This is a genomic window from Streptomyces sp. NPDC003247 (assembly GCF_042888135.1).
Lineage (GTDB): Bacteria > Actinomycetota > Actinomycetes > Streptomycetales > Streptomycetaceae > Streptomyces.
The window spans coordinates 391,263-411,588 of the sequence record NZ_JBIAPF010000009.1 but is presented as its reverse complement, the minus strand read 5'-3'; the positions used below and the strand labels follow the sequence as shown (position 1 = coordinate 411,588).

Annotated in this window: 8 protein-coding genes and 1 pseudogene; 6 read left to right on the top strand and 3 right to left on the bottom strand. The window is 69.9% G+C overall.

Annotated elements, in window-relative coordinates; translation table 11 throughout:
* Together ACFYWQ_RS29840 and ACFYWQ_RS29835 are read right to left on the bottom strand one after the other, a co-directional pair.
* A partial coding sequence (locus ACFYWQ_RS29840) for a maltotransferase domain-containing protein (protein WP_389520563.1) occupies positions 1–785 on the bottom strand: 785 nt, incomplete at its 3' end.
* Between the two features lie 550 nt (positions 786–1,335).
* Positions 1,336–2,556 (bottom strand): S8 family peptidase, encoded by a 1,221-nt coding sequence (locus ACFYWQ_RS29835; RefSeq protein ID WP_389520561.1) that lies wholly within the window; start codon positions 2,554–2,556, stop codon positions 1,336–1,338.
* Between the two features lie 331 nt (positions 2,557–2,887).
* Here ACFYWQ_RS29835 and ACFYWQ_RS29830 point away from each other — a divergent pair, with 331 nt between their 5' ends.
* Entirely contained in the window at positions 2,888–5,512 is a 2,625-nt protein-coding gene (locus ACFYWQ_RS29830) for a glycosyltransferase family 1 protein (RefSeq protein ID WP_389520559.1), read from the top strand.
* Positions 5,513–5,668: 156 nt separating this feature from the next.
* A complete protein-coding gene (locus tag ACFYWQ_RS29825) occupies positions 5,669–6,718 on the top strand; it encodes an aldo/keto reductase (RefSeq protein ID WP_389520557.1) in 1,050 nt (349 codons plus the stop codon).
* A 200-nt stretch (positions 6,719–6,918) separates the two neighbouring features.
* Here ACFYWQ_RS29825 and ACFYWQ_RS29820 read toward each other — a convergent pair whose 3' ends face one another.
* Positions 6,919–7,866, bottom strand: coding sequence for an alpha/beta hydrolase family protein (locus ACFYWQ_RS29820; RefSeq protein WP_389520555.1), 948 nt, complete (start codon positions 7,864–7,866; stop codon positions 6,919–6,921).
* A gap of 109 nt (positions 7,867–7,975) precedes the next feature.
* On the opposite strand from ACFYWQ_RS29820, the gene ACFYWQ_RS29815 reads away from it, so the two are divergent.
* The 4 genes and pseudogenes from ACFYWQ_RS29815 to ACFYWQ_RS29800 all read left to right on the top strand — a co-directional run.
* Positions 7,976–8,347 (top strand): MerR family transcriptional regulator, encoded by a 372-nt coding sequence (locus ACFYWQ_RS29815; protein ID WP_389520553.1) that lies wholly within the window; start codon positions 7,976–7,978, stop codon positions 8,345–8,347.
* A gap of 199 nt (positions 8,348–8,546) precedes the next feature.
* A complete protein-coding gene (locus ACFYWQ_RS29810) occupies positions 8,547–19,085 on the top strand; it encodes a LamG-like jellyroll fold domain-containing protein (RefSeq protein ID WP_389520551.1) in 10,539 nt (3,512 codons plus the stop codon).
* A 32-nt stretch (positions 19,086–19,117) separates the two neighbouring features.
* Positions 19,118–19,597 (top strand): SMI1/KNR4 family protein, encoded by a 480-nt coding sequence (locus tag ACFYWQ_RS29805; protein WP_389520549.1) that lies wholly within the window; start codon positions 19,118–19,120, stop codon positions 19,595–19,597.
* Positions 19,598–20,018: 421 nt separating this feature from the next.
* Positions 20,019–20,324: pseudogene (locus tag ACFYWQ_RS29800) on the top strand (hypothetical protein); the annotation flags it as partial.
* Positions 20,325–20,326: the final 2 nt, after the last annotated feature.

Here is a 20,326-nt window from a genome sequence, read left to right as displayed (position 1 = left end):
AACGTTCCGTGCGGGCGTTCGGGCGTCCCCTCCGAGCGGGGGAAGAACTCGTACCACGCGCCGTACAGGGCCCGTTCCCGCTCCACCAGCAGCGGCAGGGGGTCGGACGCGGTGACCAGTTCCCGCAGGGGATGACGGGCCAGCACCTCCTCCACCTCCGGCGTCAGCGCCGCCGCGAGACGGGCGGCGGCCGGACGTGTCGTGTCGCGCAGGGCGTCGGCGGCCGCCAGCAGCACGGCGCTCTTCCGCTCCTCCCCTCCGGGCAGCTCGGCGGCCGCCCGCTCGTGCAGGCGGGCGCCCTCCTCCAGGACGAGTTCGGTGTCCATCCCCGCCGGGACCTTCACCCCGGCGGTCCGGCGCCAGGTGGTGACGGGGTCGCCCCAGCCCTCCACCGTGTACGTCCAGCGGCCCGGTGCGTCCGGGGTGACGTCGGCGCCCCAGCGGTCGGTGCCGGGGGCGAGTTCGCGCATCGGCGTCCACGGGCCCGGGCGCCCCTCGGGGTCGCGCAGGACGACGTTCGCGGCGACGGCGTCGTGACCTTCGCGGAACACGGTGGCCGAGACCTGGAACGTCTCCCCGGTGACCGCCTTGGCCGGCCGGCGGCCGTGCTGCACGATCGGGCGGACGTCGAGGACGGGTATGCGCCCCACGGCGGTCACGTCACCCGCGGAGGATCGCTCCGGGGCCGGCGGTCCGGCGTCGGCGGGGCGCACGGGGGGTGCTGGTGCCGTGGTGCGGGACGAACGGGATGTCGGGGGTGCTGACGAGTGGTGCGTGGCGGGCATGACCGCTCCTGTCCGCATCAACATGGGTGGGTGGATGGACGAGGGGAGGTGGGTCCTGCGGTGGGGGGTGCCGGTGGTGCCTGCCCGGGCGGGACCCGGGGTGGTGCTGGCCCCGGAGGGCCGGGGTGGTGCCGGTTCCCGGGGCCCGGGATGGTGGCGGTGCGGCCCGGGCGGACCCGGGGTGGTGCCGGTGCCACCCGGGCGGACCCCGGGTGGGTGGTGCTGGTGGCCGGACGCGTGCCGGGGGTCGTACTGGGGTCCGGTCGTGCCGGGTCCCCTACGGGTACCCGGACGGGCCGGGGTTGTGCTCGCACCCGGGCGTGCCGGGTGGTGCTCGGGCCGTACGGGGGTGTCGTACGGGGGGCGTACGGAGTCGTGTACCGGAGGAGCCTTCCCACCCTTTTCGGGTGAGCAATCCGGGACTTTGTTAACTACTCGCGCGTATGTCCGCGCACAAGACCGGCCTCTTCGCGGGAAGGGAGCCGGGAGCGGAGCCGCTGCCACAGCCGGGACCGGAGCCAGGGCCGGAGTCGGGGACGGTGTCCCGCCGTCAGGAACGGGGCACCCGCAACAGCTTGTCCGGCGAACCGGCTCCCCGGCCGGACACCTTGACGTTCGACGCCCCCGCCACCAGTGCCCGTTCGACCTGGGCGGGTGTGGCCGTCGGCCGGCCGGCCAGGTACAGGGCGGCCGCGCCCGCCGCGTGCGGTGCCGCCATCGACGTACCGGAGAAGGTCGCGCGCCCGGTGTCGCTCGTGTGGGACGCGGAGGTGATCGACACGCCGGGGGCGAACAGGTCGAGGGCGGGGCCTGTGTCGGAGAAGGCCGCCCGGGCGTCCCCGCGGTCGGTCGCGCCGACGGTGACCGCCTGGCGGACGCCCGCGGGGGAGTGGAGCGAGGCCGGCCGGCCGCCGTTGCCCGCGGCGACGGTGTAGGTGACGCCCGAACGGATGGAGGCGCGGACGGCGGCGTCCAGCCGTTCGTTGTACGGGCCGCCCAGACTGAGGTTGGCGACGGCCGGGCCGCGCGCGTTGCGGGTGACCCAGTCGATGCCCGCGATGACCCGCGCGGTGGTGCTCGCGCCGGCGTCGTCCAGCACCCGGACGGCCACCACCTTCGCCTTCTTCGCGACGCCGGCGCTCGCGCCCGCGACGGTCGCGGCGACGTGCGTGCCGTGGCCGTTGCCGTCGGACGCGGTGCGGTCGCCGTCGACGAAGTCCCAGCCGTAGGAGGCCCGCCCGCCGAAGTCCCGGTGCGTGACGCGGACGCCGGTGTCGATGACGTACACCGTCACCCCCGCCCCCGCCGACTTCGGGGCCGTGTACCTGCCGTCCAGGGGCAGGGACGGCTGGTCGACGCGGTCGAGCCCCCAGGGCGGCGGGCTCTTCCGGGTCGCCGTGCCGCGCCGCGCGACCTCGAGCGTCACCCGGGTGTCCTGGACGACCGAGGCGACCCGCGGATCGGCCGCCAGGCGCCGGGCCTGTCTCTCGCTCGCCTCGACGGAGAAGCCGTTGAGGACCGTGCCGTAGGTGTGGCCGATCCGCGCGCCGTACCGCGCGGCCACACCGCGGCCGGCCGCCGACGGGGCGCGCACCCCGTTCTTCAGTGTCACGAGAAAGCTGCCGCGGACGGAGCCGGGTGCCCCGGCGCCGCGTATCGTCCCCTCCGGTGCGGCGTGCGCGGGCAGGGCGTTGGCCGAAAACGCCACGGTCGTGGCGACCGCGACCAGACCCCCCACCCGGCGCAGACGACGTGCTCGCGTCCGTGCCATGGTCCGCGTTCCCCTCCTCGACTCGGCCTACGGCGGCGCGGGTTCCCGGCGCCGGGTACGCACTGGGCAGCCTCTCGTGCGGGGCGAAGCACCACAAGGTGGCCCGAGGGGTCTTCAGGGGACGGAATCGGCCATACAGGATGAGCGTCCCCCCGGGCGCGGTGGGTACCGCCGTCCGGGGGAGCCGGACGGCCGGGCCGGTACCGGGCCGAAAGCCGGGCACGCGGGGGCGGCAAGCCCTCGGCGCCACCCGCGTCGGCCCCGGTACCGTCATCCACGACGTGGACGCACACCGCCGTGCGTCTCTTCCTCACGCACGCCGAGGTGGAATGTGAAGGCGATCCGTCGATTCACCGTCCGACCCCTTCTCCCCGAACCCCTCCGGCCGCTCGGTGACCTGGCCCGCAACCTGCGCTGGTCCTGGCACGCGGAGACCCGCGACCTCTTCCAGTCCGTCGACCCCGAACGCTGGGCCGCCTCCGGCAAGGACCCGGTACGGCTCCTCGGCGGTGTGCGCGCCGAGCGCCTCACCGCACTGGCCGGGGACCGCCGCTTCCTGCGCCGGCTGACCGCGGCCGTCGACGAGCTGCACGACTACGTGACCGGCGACCGCTGGTACCAGACCCAGGACGCCTCCCCCCGGCTCCCCGCCGCCATCGCCTACTTCTCCCCCGAGTTCGGCATCACGGCCGCCCTGCCCCAGTACTCCGGCGGCCTCGGCATCCTGGCCGGCGACCACCTGAAGGCGGCCAGCGACCTGGGCGTGCCGCTGATCGGGGTGGGCCTGCTGTACCGGCACGGTTACTTCCGCCAGAGCCTGACCCGGGACGGCTGGCAGCAGGAGCACTACCCCGTCCTCGACCCCAACGAGCTGCCGCTGACCCTCCTGGAGGAGGACGACGACACCCCCGCCCAGGTCTCCCTCGCCCTCCCCGGCGGCAGGCGGCTGCGCGCCCGGATCTGGCTGGCCCAGGTGGGCCGCGTGCCGCTGCTGCTGCTCGACTCCGACGTCGAGGAGAACGACCTGCGCGAGCGAGGCGTGACCGACCGGCTCTACGGCGGCGGCAGCGAGCACCGGCTCCTCCAGGAGATGCTGCTCGGCATAGGAGGTGTCCGGGCGGTACGCACGTACTGCCGGCTGACCGGGCACGCCCCGCCCGAGGTGTTCCACACCAACGAGGGACACGCCGGCTTCCTCGGCCTGGAGCGCATCGCGGAACTCTGCGACGAGGGACTCGACTTCGACTCCGGTCTGGAGGCGGTCCGGGCCGGCACGGTCTTCACCACGCACACCCCCGTCCCGGCCGGCATCGACCGCTTCGACCGCGAGCTGGTCGCCCGGCACTTCGGCCCCGGCGCCGAGCTCCCGCGCATGGACGTCGGCCGCATCCTCGGCCTGGGCATGGAGACCTACCCCGGCGGCGAACCCAACCTGTTCAACATGGCGGTGATGGGCCTGCGCCTGGCCCAGCGCGCCAACGGCGTGTCGCTGCTGCACGGCCAGGTCAGCCGCGAGATGTTCGCCGGTCTGTGGCCCGGCTTCGACGCCGCCGAGGTGCCCATCACCTCCGTGACCAACGGGGTGCACGCCCCGACCTGGGTCGCCCCCGAGGTGCTGCGCCTCGGCGCCCGCCGGGTCGGCGCCCAGCGCACCGAGGACGCGCTCAGCGTCGGCGGCTCCGACCGCTGGGACTCCGTCGCCGACATCCCCGACCAGGACATCTGGGACCTCCGCCGGGACCTGCGCGAACAGCTCGTCCAGGAGGTGCGCGCCCGTCTGCGGGCCTCATGGCGCCAGCGCGGCGCGGGCACGGCCGAGCTGGGCTGGATCGACGGCGTCCTCGACCCCGACGTCCTCACCATCGGCTTCGCGCGCCGCGTCCCGTCGTACAAGCGCCTCACGCTGATGCTCCGGGACCGCGACCGGCTGATGGACCTGCTGCTCCACCCCGAACGGCCGATCCAGATCGTCGTGGCCGGCAAGGCGCACCCGGCGGACGACGGCGGCAAGCGGCTCGTCCAGGAACTGGTCCGCTTCGCCGACGACCCGCGCGTCCGCCACCGCGTCGTCTTCCTCCCCGACTACGGCATGGCGATGGCCCAGAAGCTCTACCCGGGCTGCGACATCTGGCTGAACAACCCCCTGCGCCCGCTGGAGGCGTGCGGCACGTCCGGTATGAAGGCGGCGCTCAACGGCTGCCTCAACCTCTCCGTCCTCGACGGCTGGTGGGACGAGTGGTTCCGGCCCGACTTCGGGTGGGCGATCCCCACCGCCGACGGCGCCGGCACGGACCCCGACCGCCGCGACGACATCGAGGCGGCGGCCCTCTACGACCTCCTCGAACAGCGCGTCACCCCTCGCTTCTACGAGCGCGGGCGGCACGGCCTGCCCGACCGCTGGATCGAGATGGTCCGCCAGACCCTCACCCTGCTGGGCCCCAAGGTCCTGGCCGGCCGCATGGTCCGCGAGTACGTCGAACGGCTCTACGTCCCCGCCGCCCAGGCCCACCGCGCACTCGACCCGGACACCGCGAGCGACCTCGCCGCCTGGAAGGCCAGGGTGCGGTCGGCCTGGCACGCCGTCACCGTCGACCACGTCGAGACCTCGGCCGCCACCCCGACCGCCGAACTCGGCAGCACCCTCGCCCTCCGCGTCCGTCTGCGCCTCGGCGACCTCGCCCCCGACGACGTCGAGGTCCAGGCCGTCTCCGGCCGTGTCGACACGGAGGACCGCATCACCGACGCGACGACGGTTCCCCTGAAACCGACGAGCGGCCCCGACCTGGAGGGCAGCTGGATCTACGAGGGCCCCCTCTCCCTCGACCGCACCGGCCCCTACGGCTACACGGTCCGCATCCTCCCCGACCACCGCCTGCTGGCGTCCGGCGCGGAACTGGGACTGGTGGCGGGACCGTCGGACGAGCTGGTGGAGGGGGCGGGGGTGCTGTACCGGTGACCGGGGCCCGGGAGGGGCGGCGCCGACGCCGCCCCTCCCGGTGCACCGCGATCCCCGGGCTTGCCCTTGAGCGCACTCCACCTCGTAGTGTGCGCTCGTCAGGCCACGCCCGCCTCCGGTCGCGGCCCCGAGTCGACTGCACCCAGGGGGAGTTGCATGCGCCACCGCGTTCTGGGCGGGACCGGGATCAAGGTCAGTCCCTACTGCCTCGGCACCATGATGTTCGGTTCCGTCGGCAACGCCGACCACGACGACTGCGTCCGGATCGTCCACGCCGCGCTGGACGAGGGGATCAACTTCGTCGACACCGCCGACATGTACTCGGCCGGGGAGTCGGAGACGATCGTCGGCAAGGCGCTCAAGGGCCGCCGCGACGACGTGGTCCTCGCGACCAAGGTCCACTTCGCCATGGGGGACGGCCCCGACCAGGGCGGCAACTCGCGGCGCTGGATCGTCCGCGAGGTGGAGGACAGCCTGCGGCGGCTGGGCACGGACTGGATCGACCTGTACCAGGTGCACCGGCCGGACCACACGACGGACATCGAGGAGACGCTCTCGGCCCTGACCGACCTCGTGCGCCAGGGCAAGATCAGGGCGTTCGGCTGCTCCACGTTCCCCGCGGACGACATCGTCGAGGCGTACCACGTGGCCGACCGCCGTGGGCTGCACCGGTTCCGCACCGAGCAGCCGCCGTACTCGCTGCTGGCCCGGGGCATCGAGCGGCAGGTGCTGCCGGTGGCGCAGCGCCTGGGCATGGGAGTCCTCACCTGGAGCCCGCTGGCCTCGGGTTTCCTCACCGGCCGCTACCGCAAGGGCCAGGACCTCGACCTGAGCAGCGGACGCCCCACCCTGAACCCCGCCCGCTTCGACCCGTCGTCGCCGCTCACCGCCGCGAAGCTGGACGCCGTCGAGCGGCTCGTCGGCGTGGCGGAGGAGGTGGGCTGCTCGCTCCCGGAGCTGGCGATCGCCTTCCCGCTCGCGCACCCCGCCGTCACCTCGGTCATCATCGGCCCGCGCACGATGGAGCAGTTGCGGAACACCCTCAAGGGCGCGTCCGTCGTGCTGGACGACGCCGCCCTCGACCGCATCGACGCGATCGTCCCACCCGGCACCGACGTCTACCCGCCGGACGGGGCCTGGTCTCCGCCGTCGCTGACGACGCCGGCGCTGCGGCGGAGGACGCCGGATTCCAGGTCAGCCGCCTGACGCGAGGACTCCGGGCGGGCCGCCCCCCCCGGGTCCGGCCCGGCTCCGCCCGGCGGGAGCCCGCCCGAGCCGCCGAGCCGCCCGAGCCACCGAGCCGCCCGGGCCGTCGATGCGCGCGAGCCGCTGATCCGCCCGGTCTCGGCCGAGCCGCGCCCGGGGTCGGCGGGGACGGCCCGCTTCCCGGTGCGTAGGGATGGACGTCACTTGGACTCGATCCGGCCCAGGGGGTCGCCGCTCTCCGACAGCGCCTTCCGCACGGCCGTCCAGCCGGTGTCGTCGATGCCGAGTGCGTGGCGCAGGTAGGCCCATGTGACCCGTTGGACCAGGGCGACGCGCTCGGGGTTCTCGTCCGTCGTCTCCCGGACCTCGTAGCCGGTGATCCCGCCTAGCGAGTGTTCCGCCCCGAACAGGGTGAGCAGGCTCTTCTCACCCGGGCTCAGCACGTACGGGTCGTACGTCCACTCAGGTCCCCGGACGGACAGCGGGAGGTCGTCCTTGTCGCCGGCGACCACGAGGGCCGGCGTGGTCATGTGCGTGAAGTCCGGACCCCTCATGAACGGGAAGTGCTCGGCCGCGTACGGCGTCAGGTCGGCTCCGCCCCGGCCGGCCGTGGCCAGCAGCACACCTGCCGTGATCCGCGGATCCGACAGATCCTCTTTCCTCCCGCTCACCGGATCGAGGACGCGCAGGCCCAGCAGGATGCCCGCCGTCTGACCGCCGAAGGAGTGCCCGGCCACGGCGATGCGACTCCGGTCGACACGGCCGCCGAGACCGGGGACGGCGGCTTCCAGCAGATCGAGCCGGTCGAGAACGAGCTTCACGTCCTCGACGCGGAAGCGCCAGAGCCGCGGTGTGCGGAGATCGTCAGCGGCAAGGCCGACGCTCCTGGAGTCGAGATGGGTCGGCTGGACCACCACGAAACCGTGAGCGGCCCAGAAGTCGGCCAGGGGGCCGTAGCCGTCCAGCGACGACCCGAAACCGTGCGAGAGGACGACGACCGGCAACGCGCTCCCGGTCACCGGCGCGGACACCTTCACCCGCAGATCCTCACCCCGGCCCGGTGCCTCCAGCACCACCGGCTTCACCGAGACGACGGGAGCGGGTGCGCCGATGGCCCCGCCTGCTGTCGCCCTGTCTGATGTGGTCATGAAAGAACGTCAGCACCTTTGCCGTGCGGTTGATGCGGCCGCGTCGTGTCCGTCGCCGATACGCCGAAAACCTGACGCTGACGTCAGAGGCAAGAGCGGAGGAGACGTGATGCGCATCGGCGAACTTGCCGGCAGGACGGGCGTCAGCGTGCGGGCGCTGCGCTACTACGAGGAGCACGACCTCCTAGCCGCCGACCGCAGCCCCAGCGGCCAGCGGCACTACCCCGACAGCGCCGTGGACCGGGTCCGACTGATCCAGCAGTTGTACGCTGCCTGCCTGTCCAGCAAGGCGATCCTCGAACTGCTGCCGTGCGTGGTGGACGGCGAGGCCACACCGGAACTCCTCGACCGTCTCTCGGCCGAACGGGACCGCATCGACCGGCAGATCGGCGACCTGGTGAGCATCCGGGAGAGGCTCGACACGGTCATCACCGCGGCCACCGCCAACTGGCGAACGGGCCAGCACTGCGGGCCTCGGTGACCGGCCTGCCAGCGGTGTTTCACTGTTGGTTAAAGATAAACCTTGTGTGATCATGTTCACTTCATATTGTGAAAACATGTGAATCTCTTGTGTTCTTATTTTGAGATCATCTAGAACTTCCTCACTCGTGATCATCTGGGTGGGGGGTTCCGTGCGTCCGGCGCGTCCGCTTGTTGTTGCTCTTGCCTTCGTCCTGGCAGTGCTCTGCGGTACTGAGCAAGTCGCCTTTGCCGTCGATCCGTCCAACGTCGGTGGTACCGGCGAGGCCCCGGACCAGCGTTGGGGCTCGGCCGCGGGTCGCAGCAACACTGCTTCCGCGAGTGCGACGGACGCCGCCGCGAAGGGCGGGCGCGACGGTGCCCTCACCGGCAACGGTGAACTGCCCGCCGAGCAGGCCGACGGCATCACCCGCCTGCCCAGCACCGCGCAGACACCCGAGTCGGGCCCTGTGGCCGAGGTCGAGCCCCCTGCCACTGCCACAACTCAGGGCTTCGACGCCAAGCGCAGCAAGGAAGTCGCGGGCGAACGCGCGGAGCGGCAGCGCACCTATCTCAACCCTGATGGCACCTACACCACGCGCTTCTATTCCGAGCCCGTCAACTTCCGTTCGGCGGACGGTAGCTGGAAGTCCATCGACACGACTCTGACGCCCAGGGAGTCCTCGGGACCGAGCACGATGAGTGCGGACGAGGAGGGCTGGGAGACCGCTTCGACCGAGGTGCAGATCGAGTTCGCCGGTACGGCTGATGCCGATCCGGTGGTGCGGATGCAGGTGGACGAGGGAATGTCGGTCGGTTACGGCGTGGATGAAGCGCATCCTGTCGCCGGGCAGGTCGAGGCCAGCACCCTCACCTACGAGAACGCGCGCCCGAGTTCGGACGTGGAGTTCATCGCAGGCAGTGACTCGGTCAAGGAGACCCTGGTTCTCAAGGACACGAACGCGCCCACCGAGTGGCGTTTCCCGTTGGAGTTGCAGGGACTCAGCGCGGCGCTCGACGCCCAGGGCAACATCGTGTTCACCGATGCCGAGGGCACGATCCGCGCCTGGGCGCCGGCCGGCTGGATGCAGGACTCGAACCTGGCCCCCGACTCCAACGAGGGCGTGATCTCCTCCGGGGCCACCTACGGCCTGGACACGGAGGACGGTCGGCAGATCCTGGTCGTCAAGCTCGACAAGGCATGGCTGTCCGCGCCCGAGCGTGTCTTCCCCGTACGGGTCGACCCGTCGGTGAAGTCCGTCGACGCCACCTCGGGCACCTACGTGCAGTACCCGTACAACACCAACTTCGCGTCGGACACGGTCCTGAAGGTCGGTACGTACGACGGCGGCAGCCACAAGGCGGCGGCCTTCCTTCGCTTCACAGGGCTGGAGACCAGCCTGAAGAACGCGTGGGTGCTGAGTGCCAACCTCGCTCTCTACAACACCTGGTCGCAGTCCTGCACCGCCCGCCCGGTGACCGTGCACCCGATCACATCGAACTGGGCTGAGTCGACCACCTCGAAGTGGCCCGGCCCCTCCACCGGTGCCTCACTCGCATCGAAGAGCTTCGCCCACGGCTGGCGCCCTGAAGGGACGACGACCTGGTCCTGCGGTGCCGCCTGGGAGACGATCAAGCTCGGCGCGGCCGGCCGCAAGCTCGTCGACGACTGGACGCACGCCCGCAAGAAGAACTACGGCCTTGCCGTGAAGGCGTCCACCACCGACTCCAAGGGCTGGAAGCAGTTCGGTTCCGACGACTACCCGAACGGCAAGCCCAGCCTGGACGTCACATGGACCAAGTACGGTGCCGCCTACTCGCTCGGGGACTTCACCGCCCCGGTCACGGCGACGACCGAAGGCGTCGAGAAGGTCACGGTCACGAACCAGGGTCAGGAGACCTGGCCCGCGGGAGGCAACTACAAGCTGCGGTACAACCTGTTCGACGCGGCCGGCAAGGAGATCACCGACAGCACGAAGATCCGCTGGACGGCGATGCCCCAGGCGGTCTCGCCGGGCGAGACCATCACGCTCGACGCGGCGATCGCACCGCTGACCCCGGCCACGTACACCGTGCAGTGGACGATGGACGACGTCGGCGTCAGCCGCTTCACCGCGGCCGGCGTCCCGGGCCCAGCCGTCAAGCTCTCCTCGGTGAACATCCCGCCGCAGCTCACCGCCGAGTCCCCGGGCAGCGGCATCACCGTGAACACCCTCACGCCGACTCTCTGGGCGAAGGGCACGGACGCGGACCGGTACCCGAAGGCGGCGCTCCAGTACTCGTTCGAGGTCTGCGAGGTCGAGGGCAGCAATCTCCGCAAGAACTGCAAGACGGGCACGCGCAGCAACGAACAGCAGTGGGCCGTCCCGTCGGGCTGGCTGTCCTGGGACAGGACGTACGCCTGGTACGGGTACGCGTACGACGGGGCGGCCACCTCCACCCGCCCCGGCGCGGCCCTGCTGACCACACAGGTCCCCCAGCCCGCCGTGACCAGCCACCTCGGCGGCGCGGACGACGGCAAGGAAATCGGCACCCGTGAGGGCAACTACGTCACGGCCGCGACCGACGCGGCTCTGGCCACCGTCGGCCCGGAGCTGTCGCTCACCCGTACCTACAACTCCCTGGACCCGCGTACCGGAGGTGCGTTCGGCACCGGCTGGTCCACGAACTGGGACATGCAGCTCAGGGAGGAGTCGGCCACGTCGTCGGTGCTCGTCACCCTGTCGGACGGCTCGCAGGTCCGGTTCGGCAAGAACGCCGACGGAACGTACACGGGTCCGTCGGGCGGATCGCTCACCCTGGCCCGCCAGTCCACCGACTGGGTGCTGCGGGAACGATCCGGCGCTACCTACCGCTTCCTGGCGAGCGGCGTGCTCACCAAGATCACCGACCTGGCGGGCCGGGGCCAGACCGTCACGCACGAGACGGCGACCGGCGGTCCGGTGAAGAAGGTGACCGACGACCTGTCGGGCCGCTCGCTGACGTTCGGCTGGACCGGTGGCCACGTCACCGCCGTCACCACCAGCACCATCGACGCGAGCACCCCCGGCCTCCAGTGGTCGTACGAGTACACAGGTGAACAGCTCACCAAGGTGTGCCCGCCGACGTCGACCACCAAGTGCACGACGTACGAGTACAGCACCGGTTCGCTCTACCGCAGCGGTGTCCTCGATTCGGCACCCACCTCCTACTGGCGTCTCGGTGAGGCCGAGGGATCGGTGGCGGCCAGCGAGGCCGTGTCGCGCACCGGCCTGAACGACGCCGTGCACCGCGACACCCAGCTCGGCACCGACTCGGCGATCGCGGGTACCGCGGACACCTCCGCGGGTTTCGACGGTGTCGACTCACTCGTCGAACTGCCCGCTGACACGCTCAAGACGTCGGCTTTCCCGACGATCGAAGTGTGGTTCAGGACGACCACGGCCGCCGGTGTCCTCGTCAGCTTCCAGAACGCCGACCTGGGGGAGAAGCCCACCACGGCGCTTCCGGTGCTGAACGTCGACGGTGCGGGCAAGCTGCGCGGCAGGTTCTACCTGTCCGGCGGCGCGTCCGCGGTCCCCATCACCTCACCCCAGGCGGTCACCGACGGGCAGTGGCACCACGCGGTCCTGACGGCCGCTGCCAACACCCAGAGCCTCTACCTGGACGGCGTGAAGCTCGGCTCGATCAGCGGTGTCCTGGCCGAGCAGTCCCGTGAGTACGCCTTCCTCGGCTCCGGCTACGCCAACGGCGGCTGGATGGACATGGACGCCGGCTGGTACCCCTTCAAGGGCCAGATGGACGAGGTCGCCTTCTACGACCACACCCTGGACCCCGCGACCATCGCCGAGCACTACGCCGGCAAGGCCTCCATCGGCCAGATGACGAAAGCCACGCTGCCGTCCGGCCGGGCGCACGCCACCGCCACGTACGACCAGGTGAGCGGCCGTCTCACCGAGCACACCGATGACAACGGCGGCACCTGGAAGGTGTCCGCGCCCAGGTACTCCACCTCGTCCTCCTCCTACGCGGACACTGTCCAGCGCAGCGGACCGACCGGCTACTGGCGCCTGGGCGAGCGAGGCGGCGCGGAGGCGGCCAGCCCGCTGGGGGAGGACCTGGCGGGCAGCTACCTGGACGGCACGCGGCTGGGCAGCGCGGGCATCTTCTCCGACGGAGACGACACCGCTGCGAGCTTCGCCGGCGACGGTGCCGTCGAGATGCCCGTCGAGTCGCTGGGCACCAACACGGCGATGTCCCTGGAACTGTGGTTCAAGACGGCCGGGGCCGGTGTGCTGGTCAGCAACCAGGACGCCGACTTCGGCGACACCCCCACCGGCTGGCGGCCCATGCTGCTGATCGACGCCGACGGCAAGCTTCGTGGACGCTTCTCGGGTACCGGCGACAGCCTGCTGTCCAAGGGAACTGTCACCGACGACACATGGCACCACGTCATGCTCACCGGCAACGTGGGCATGCAGGCACTGTTCATCGACGGCGAGCTGCAGGGCAGTATGGCGACCGGTGTCGTCGCCGGCCGTTACTCCCGTGTCTTCGTCGGCGGTGGCTACTCCTCCGTCAGCTGGGACGACCAGGAAGCGGGCTACCGCAACTTCACCGGCCAGATCGACGAAGTCGCCTTCTACGACAAGCCGCTGGTGACGTTCACCCAGACCGCTGGGGTGTGGAAGTACGTCGCTCCGGCAGCGGGCCAGACGGACACCCCCAACCAGCACATACAGGCACGTCGCAGCCTCATCACCGGACGCGGCGACCAGTACGACGGTGTCGCTCTCGCCGATGCCCCCGCCGCGTACTGGCGTCTCGGCGAGAGTGAGGGAACCGCTCTGTCCAGCGAGGTCGGCGGATCCGGCATGAGCGCGGCCTTCCGGCCGGACGCGAGCGCCGCCTCGAAGCTGGACCAGACCGGAATCTTCGGCGCGGGCGACGACCGGGCCGTGAAGATCAGCGGCGGAGGCTCCGCGCAACTCCCCGCGACGGTCGTCGCCGGGACGACGGACCTGACCGCGGAACTGTGGTTCCGCACGACCTCCGCCTCGGGCGTCCTGCTCGCCTTCCAGAACGCTGCCTTGGGCCAGACACCCACCTCGGCGCTCCCCGTGCTGAACATCGACGGAGCCGGCAAGCTGCGCGGCAGGTTCTACCTGTCCGGCGGTGCGTCCGCGGTGCCCATCACCTCGTCTCAGGCAGTCACCGACGGCGAGTGGCACCACGTCGTCCTGACCGCCGCGACCAGCACCCAGAGCCTGTACCTGGACGGCGTGAGCCTCGGTTCGATCACCGGCACGGTGGCCGACCAGTCCCGCACCTACGCCTACCTCGGCGCCGGATACGCCAACGGCGGCTGGATGGATCTGGCGGCAGCCACCTACTACTTCAACGGCCAGCTGGACGAGGCCGCTTTCTACCGCGGCACGCTGACCGCCGATCAGGTCTCCGCCCACTACCGTGCCCAGGCGGAAGCCGCCGACTCGGGACTGACCTCCACCGTGACCGTCACCGACCCGCAGCAGCACACCAGCACCACCAGCTACGACGCCCTGCACGGCCAGCGCATCGTCGCTGCGAAGGACGCCACGGGCGCCCTCACCTCGTACGCGTACGACACGGCAGGCAATCTGCACACCGTCACCGACGCCAACGGCCACGCCACGGTCACGGGCCACGACGCGCGCGGCAACGTCGTCTCCACCACCACCTGCCGGGATGCCGACTCGTGCTGGACCAGCTTCTCCTCGTACTACCTCAACACGAGCGATCCCCTGGACCCGCGCAACGACAAGCCGCTGACCCAGCGTGACGCGCGCTCGACCGATCACAAGGACAACCGTTACCGCACCGAGTTCGCGTACAACGCCCTCGGTCTGCCGACCACGGTGACGCGCCCGGACGCCTCGGCCGCCACCACGACGTACACGGCGGGCACCGAGGCCGCGATCGGCGGTGGCACGGTCCCGGCGGGCCTCGTGCTGACGCAGACCACACCGGGCGGCGCCAAGACCTCCTACCGCTACTTCGCCAACGGCGACCTGGCCGAGGGGACCTCGCCGTCCGGGCTGGTGACCTCCTACACCTACGACGGCCTGGGCCGGAAGACCTCCGAGAAGCAGGTCTCCGACACCTTCCCCAGCGGTGTCACGACCGGCTACGGCTACGACGAGGCGTCACACGTCGTCACCGAGACAGGTGCCGGCATACGGAACGAGATCACCGGCGTGACACACACCCCCGTGATCAACCGCGCCTACGACGAGGACGGCAACCTCCTGTCGGAGTCGACGAAGGACACCACAGGCGGTGACGCCGAACGCACCGCCACCCACCACTACGACGCCAACGGCCTGAACGACTCCGTAACCGACGCCGAGCAGAACACGACCCTGCTCGAACACGACGAACTGGGCCGTGTCGTAGGCATGACCGACGCGGCGGGCACGCACTTCACGTACACGTACACCGCCCGCGGCCAGCACGCCACGACCGTCCTGGACGACTGGACCGGCGACCCGTCCGGCACCACCCGCGACCTGACGGTACTCTCCAACGCCTACGACCCGGCCGGCCGCCTGGCCTCCACGACAGACGCCATGGGCGCGACAACCGCTTACACCTACTACGCCGACGGCCTCACGGCCACCACCACGGCCAAGCAGGTCACCCAGGCCGACGGTTCCCGGCACGACATCGTACTGGAGGCCAACGCCTACGACCCGGCCGGCAATCTGACCCAGCAGGTCACCGGCGGCGGCGCGACCACGCAGACGTTCACGGTGGACGCCCTGGGCCGCACGCTCACCAGCGTCCTGGACCCGAACGGTCTCAACAGGACCGCCACCTTCGTCTACGACGGTGACAACCGGGTCAAGGAGCAGACCCAGACCATCTCCGGCAGCAAGAACCTCACCACGACGTCCGAGTACGACGCGGCGGGCAACATCACCCGGCAGAGCGTCACCGACGGGACCAGCACGCACATCACCACCGGTACGTACGACGACCGTGGTCTGCCGCTGACCACCGTCAGCCCTCGCGGCAACGTCGCGGGCGCCGATCCGGCCGCCCACACCACCGCCTACCGCTATGACGCCCTGGGGCGCCTGGTCCAGGAGACCGCCCCGGCGATCCAGGCAGAGGAGAACGGCGGCACGGCCACCACGGTCAAGCCGACCACGCTGACCGGGTACAACACCTTCGGTGAGGCGACGGACGCCACGGACGCCCGCGGCAAGGTGACCCGCACCGAGGTCGACCGCCTCGGCCGAGCCACAGCCGTGACCCTGCCCGAGTACACCCCTCCGGGCGCCACCACCCCCCTGACGGCGACCACCCGCACCACCTACACGGCACTCGGCCTGCCGCAGACCGAGACGGACCCGCTGGGCCGGGTCACCCGCTACGCCTACGACCAGTTCGGCCAACTCACCGCCCAGACCGACCCGGCGGCCGACGCCGCCGCGGCCGTGGCAGCCGAGACGGACTCCGACCTGCTCAACCCCACCAGCGCGGACGGCGGCGGAGTCACCCGCTACACCTGGACCCCGACCGGTCTCCAACTGTCGGTCACCGACCCGATGGGCGCGCGCACCGAGGCGACCTACGACGAGTTGGGCAGGCAGCTGACGGCGACCGCCGTCGAGCGGTACCCCAGCCCGGACAACCTCGTCAGCCGCTTCACGTGGGACGACGCGGGCAACCAGACGGCGTCGAGGACGCCGGGCGGGATCACCACGACGGGCGTCTACAACGCTGCCGGAGAACCGAAGTCCCTGACGGACCCGGCCGGCACGACCACGTTCGACTACGACGGCCTGGGCCGCCAGACGGAGACGACGGACGCGACCGGTCGCCGTACGACTACCACGTACGACGCCCTGGGCGATGCCATCGCGATGACCGACTACGGGACGGGCACGACCGCTCTGCGTACCGCGGCGGCCGAGTACGACGTGGAAGGCAACCGCACGGCGGTGATCCCCGCGCGGACCAAGGCCCGCACGACCTACGCGTACGACGCGCTGGGCCGCATGACCACGCAGGTCGAACCGGTCTCCGCCACGGAATCGATCACCACGTCCTTCGGCTACGACGCGGCGGGCAACCAGACCCGCCTGACCGACGGCCGAGGCAACAAGACGATCTACACCTTCACCAACTGGGGCCTGCCGGAGTCCACGATCGAGCCCTCGACGCCCGCCCACCCGGACACGGCCGACCGCACCTGGACGACCGTCTACGACAAGGCCGGCCAGGCGGTCGAGGAACGCCTTCCGGGGGGCGTGCAGCGTGAGCGCACATACGACGGACTCGGCCGCCTCACACGGGAGTCCGGCACGGGCGCTGAGGCAGCGACGGTGACCCGCACCCTGGAGTACGACCTGACCGGCCGCCTCACGACGGTCGGCACGGCGGACGCCCTGACCCGCAACACCTACACCTACAACGACCGCGGCCAGCTCCTGACCGCCGACGGACCGGGCGGCACCTCCCGCTACGCCTACAACGCCGACGGCAGCATGACGCAGCGCACCACGGACGCCGGCACCACCGACTACACGTACGACAGCGCCGGACGCATCGACACGATCTGGGACTCGATCACCGGCAACAACGTCCTGTACGACTTCGATGCCGCCGGACGCCCGACCGTGGAGCAGTACGCCACCAAGTCGGCGGACGCCACGACGTACACCGTCACGGCGAAGCGCACCTACGGTTACGACAGCCTGGGCCGCCTCAACACGGACACGGTGACTTCGCCGAACGGCACGACGAGCGTCGCCTCCACGACCTACGGCTACGACCTGGACGACAACCTGACGTCGAAGACGACCTCGGGTACGGCAGGAGCCGGCACCAACACCTACGGCTACGACCACGCGAACCGCATGACGTCGTGGACGAAGGACGGCACGACGACGTCCTACGAGTGGGACGCGGCAGGCAACCGCACGAAGGCCGGCGCCGCGACAGCGACCTTCGACGCCCGCAACCGCCAACTCACCGACGGCACGACGACGTACACCTACACGGCGCGCGGCACGCTGGCCTCGGTCGACAGCGGGAGCGGGACGCCGCGCACGCTGACCTTCGACGCCTTCGAACGCAAGATCACCGACGCCGGTACGACCTACACGTACGACTCCCTCGACCGGGTCCAGACCCGCGGCACGACGACCTTCACCTACGACGGCGGCTCCAACAACGCCTCCACCGACGGCACGACCGACTACAACCGCACGCCCGGGGGCACCCTCCTCTCCCTCTCCACCGGCGCCACCCAGCAGTGGGCCCTCACCGATCAGCACACCGACCTGGTCGCCGGCCTGACGGCCGACGGCACCCAGGTGAGCGGCTCGACGTCGTACGACCCGTTCGGCAAGGAGACAGCCACGGGCGGCACGACCCCGGCCGTCGGCTACCAGTCCGGCTGGACCGACCCGACCAGCGGCGACGTCAACATGGCGGCGCGGTGGTACCAGCCGGGGACGGGGGGCTTCGCCTCACGGGACTCGTGGCAGCTGAACTCCGTCCCGTCGGTCCAAGGCAACCGTTACACGTACGCCAACGGCGGGCCGCTCAACGCCACCGATCCCACCGGTCACTGGGCCGCCCTTGTGCTCGGCGGTGCCGCCATCACTGGTGAAGCCCTCGGGTGGGGTGTCTTCGGCACCATCGTGACCCTCGGAGCCGGTGCTGTCGGCTGGGAGGCGACACATGGCGAGTCGTCCTCCACGACCCACAGCCATTCCAGCACCAGCGTGCTGTCCCAGTCGCACGCAGGTGCGGCCAGTGCGGCCAGGGCGATAGCGGCCCAAGCCAGCGCCATGTACGCCGGCGGCGGCAGCTCGACCCTCGTCTCGACCAGTACCGGCACCAGCACCTACGCCTGCAGCTACGCCTGCGGTCGTGGAGTCGCGATCACGGAGCCCCGCGTCGTCACGCCGCCTCGCCCGCCTATCGACCAGAACCCGAACAACGGGAAGAAGCCAAAGCCTGCCCCTGACCGCCCGGCGCCGAGGCCTGACTGGGATCCGAACAACGGAAAGTGGAATCCTGACGATGCCGTCGCCATGCTTGTCAGCACCCTGGAAATGCTCGACTTGGTCGGCGACGATCAGTACACCGCTGACACGCAGGAAGGTTTCGAGACAGCCCCCTCCCAGGGGTCCGAAAATAGGTCAGGCACGGAGGGTGAGGAGGATGAGAACTGTACTACGCATTTGGAGAAGACGGTTGCGCAACGCGGTACGTCAGGCATCGTGTGCTTCCGAGCGCCGTCGGGTGCGACTGCCGCACAGATCGACGAATTGAAGGACCACATAGCCGCACTCAACGCCATACCGGGCTACCTGTCTCCGACGGGGCGGGTCTCGCCAGGGGATCCGGCAGTAAGCTTCGGTACACAACAGAAGTACCCGAGTAAGTCAGTGACACTAGGGATGGCTGCAGAGGCATACAAAGAGCTCCATGTGAAGGAAGTTCAGGGCACTGCCTACGAGTACAGTGGGTCAGGCAAGGTAGCCGGTCACCTTCCGGATACCACCTGGTCCGGTAAGTGGGTTCCGTATTGCTGGCATCAGCAGGACGGGCGCGTCAACTCTCTAGTCGGTGCCTATAGTCGAAAGTATCAGGTCGGATACCAGCCGACCGGCTTCTACTATGCAGGTGTGAATAAGGATCCCAGCACATACACGACCGAGAAGGTCACTGGGTCGGTTTCGTCCGGGCAGTACGGCATCTGTGAGATCAGTCGCCCCTGATGAAGGTCGTAGAGAAGTCAGTGGAAATGTGGATGTTCATCGGTGAGATCATGCGCGTGAGAACGTGTGATTACCTCGCCACATCACCTCTTGATCTGGGGTGCATGCCTAGGCTCAGGCCCCCGGCGACTTCAGTGCAGATCGAGGAGCTGGAATCTTTGGCGGATCAACCTCTGGACCCGGACTACCGAAAATTTTTGTCGCTTACTGATGGATTGGACGGCTTCCATTACTCGACGCCACTTATGGGGTTTCGTGACTGGGAGGACCCGCAGCGGAGGGGACTTGCCGTAATGTTTCGCGACGTCACTCTGGAAGCTGGTCCCCTGGAGGAGGTCGGGCTGTCGGAGGGAACGCGCATCTTCCCCATGTACGTCAACGCTCAGGGATCGGCGGGCATGCTGATGCTTCAAGCCGATGACACTGATGCGGGGCGCTACTGGTGGACCGGTGCGGGAGATAACATGTTGTTCCGTACCTTCCGTGAAGCTGTCACTTACATGATGGGATAGTTCGCTCTGCCGTTGCTTACTGCCGCTCATGCGGAGAAAGGTCAACTCTTCGACGTGACGGTGAAGAATAACCAAGACTGGCAGACGACATGCTGAGGCTCTCCGATCTCGAACGAGTGGTCAGTGGCCTTTCGGTGCATAGAGCTCCGGCTGTGCGCGGGGTGAATTTCGTCAAAGTTTCCGAATTTCTTGGGGTTGGGCTTCCCGGTGACTTCCGGGAGTTTGCTGACAAGTATCCCACTCTGGAGTTCGACGGATTCCTGCGTATCCCGCTGCCGATTCCGGGTCGGGAGTGCGACTTCGTTGGGGGGATTTTCCGTGAACTGGAGGTATTGAGGGATCTCCAGGATGATGAAATGTCTGAAGGGTATAGCGCTCATCCGGATGGCGGCGGCCTGATCCCTTGGAGCGAAGAACAGGCCTGGCGCTTTTCGTCCCCTGTGGGGACAAGGGGGCCCTCTCGGCCGTTTACGCTGCGGCCCGGCAGGCGTTCGGCGCCGACGTCGTGCAGATCTGGCGCCAGGTCCTCAAGGAGGTTCCCGACGTGAAGGTCGACATCTTCGAGGAGCAGATTCCCCGGGGACGCAAGGCCGGCGACAGCCCCAAGCGTGACCGTCGCGCGATCGACACCTACCCCACCCGTGCGGACTTCATCGAGTTCTCCGCGGGGTGGAAGCCGGTCGTTGAGATTCACCGGCCGGTCGTCGACGACACCCCGACCATCTGAGG

Excerpts from the sequence above, each read along its gene's own strand:
- ACFYWQ_RS29825 (WP_389520557.1), top strand. The coding sequence starts at position 5,669 with ATGCGCCACCGCGTTCTGGGCGGGACCGGGATCAAGGTCAGTCCCTAC.
- ACFYWQ_RS29835 (WP_389520561.1), bottom strand. The coding sequence starts at position 2,556 with ATGGCACGGACGCGAGCACGTCGTCTGCGCCGGGTGGGGGGTCTGGTC.
- ACFYWQ_RS29805 (WP_389520549.1), top strand. The coding sequence starts at position 19,118 with ATGTTCATCGGTGAGATCATGCGCGTGAGAACGTGTGATTACCTCGCC.
- ACFYWQ_RS29815 (WP_389520553.1), top strand. The coding sequence starts at position 7,976 with ATGCGCATCGGCGAACTTGCCGGCAGGACGGGCGTCAGCGTGCGGGCG.
- ACFYWQ_RS29820 (WP_389520555.1), bottom strand. The coding sequence starts at position 7,866 with ATGACCACATCAGACAGGGCGACAGCAGGCGGGGCCATCGGCGCACCC.